This window comes from Polaromonas sp. P3_C2, assembly GCF_056402675.1.
The window spans coordinates 1-1,622 of the sequence record NZ_JBFUGX010000820.1 but is presented as its reverse complement, the minus strand read 5'-3'; the positions used below and the strand labels follow the sequence as shown (position 1 = coordinate 1,622).

General features: G+C 62.1%; 2 protein-coding genes. Both read left to right on the top strand.

Annotated features, from left to right (window positions below; genetic code table 11):
* A partial coding sequence (locus tag AC1DWI_RS22360) for a GMC family oxidoreductase (protein WP_477725808.1) occupies positions 1-792 on the top strand: 792 nt, incomplete at its 5' end.
* Positions 789-1,622, top strand: an 834-nt coding sequence (locus AC1DWI_RS22355; RefSeq protein WP_477725807.1) for an NAD-dependent epimerase/dehydratase family protein, incomplete at its 3' end; no start/stop codon positions are given. The genes AC1DWI_RS22360 and AC1DWI_RS22355, both read left to right, overlap by 4 nt.

The window sequence follows — 1,622 nt, the reverse complement described above, 5'->3', positions numbered from 1 at the left end:
GCCCACGAGCAAAGGCGCCTGGGCCTTGCCAATGCAGTCGCCCGCCTGCACTTCCCGCGCATCACCGATCCGGTGCATCGCAACGGGGTGTTGTCGGGGCTGTTCCTGGCCCGCAAGCTGATCAGCTACGAATACGGCAAGCGGCTCAACGATGGCCACGCCCCCACGGCAGGGACTTACGCCCGCCACCTCCTCAATGTGGTGGCCGACCCTCTGGACACCACGGCTTTCCTGGCCCATTGGCTGGCCAGGCGCTCCTTCGCTGAACGCAAATTCCCGTCAGTGATTCTGCGCAACCGCACCAACCGCTTCAGCCTTGAAGTTCATGGTGAGCAAATACCCCAAGCCCACAGCCGGGTCACACTTGCCGGCACTGTCGATGCGCTGGGCATGCCTCGCCTGAAGGTGGATTGGCGCTACAGCCAGGCGGACATCGACTCCGTCCGCAAAACCCTGGACGTGATGGCTGAAGAATTCGCGCGCAGCGGAAAGGCCCACTTCGACTACAACCGCCAGACCCTTGAGGACGACCTCGTGCGCTTCGGCGCCTACGGGGGACACCACATCGGCACCGCACGCATGGGCGATGACGTGCGCACCAGCGTGGTCAATGCCGACTGCCAGGTTCACTCGGTGCACAACCTGTTTGTAGCCGGAAGCGCCGTTTTCCCTACGTCAAGCCAGGCCAATCCGACTTTGACCCTGATTGCCATGTCGCTCCGGCTGGGCGACACGCTGTCGCATCGCTTGCGTGCAGAGCGGACACCGATCCAGTTGAAGGAGGCCGCATGAAGGTACTGGTATTGGGAGGGTCAGGCCACATCGGCAGGCGCCTGCTGGAAATGCTGCACGGCACTTCGTGGGCGATCCCCACGGGAGCGTCCAGACAGAAGAATCTTTCGAACGGCACGGAAAAGTTGCGGGCCGAATGGCTGGAACTAGATACCCGAGACGCTGGGCAACTTGCGGTGGCACTAAAAAACTTCGACGCGGTTGTTAACTGCGTGGCGGGCGATGCAGCGTCGATTTCTGAAGGCATGCACGTCCTGGTCGACGCCGCGCTCAAGGCAAACTGTCCGCGCATTGTTCATTTGAGCACCATGTCGGTTTATGGCCCTGCAGAAGGCCTTATCCGTGAGGGTGCGCCACGTGATCCCAGCCTGGGTTGGTACGGCCGTGCCAAGTGCGAAGCGGAAACCAGTCTGGAGGAATTTACCCGTCGCGGCGGTGCAGCCGTGATGCTGCGGCCAGGCTGTGTTTTTGGCCCTGGCAGTGAACTCTGGGTCGGACGCATCGGCCGATGGCTTCAGTCCGGGCGTCTTGGCGACCTTGGCATCGCTGGCGATGGTTGGTCCAATCTTGTCCACGTGGACGACGTTTGCCAGGCTCTGCTGGTTGCACTGCAGCTGCCGGTGGCTCCAGGCGAGTTGCCGGCTTTCAATCTGGCTGCGCCGGACAGTCCTCGCTGGAACGACTACTTTGTTGACCTGGCTCTCGATATCAGGGCAACGCCGGTGAAACGCATCGGCCGGCGCCAGCTGAGCGTGGACTCCTGGGTAGGTGGCCCACCACTCAAGGCAGCTGAGCAGGCCTTGAAATTTCTTGGCATCACCGGCCGGCGA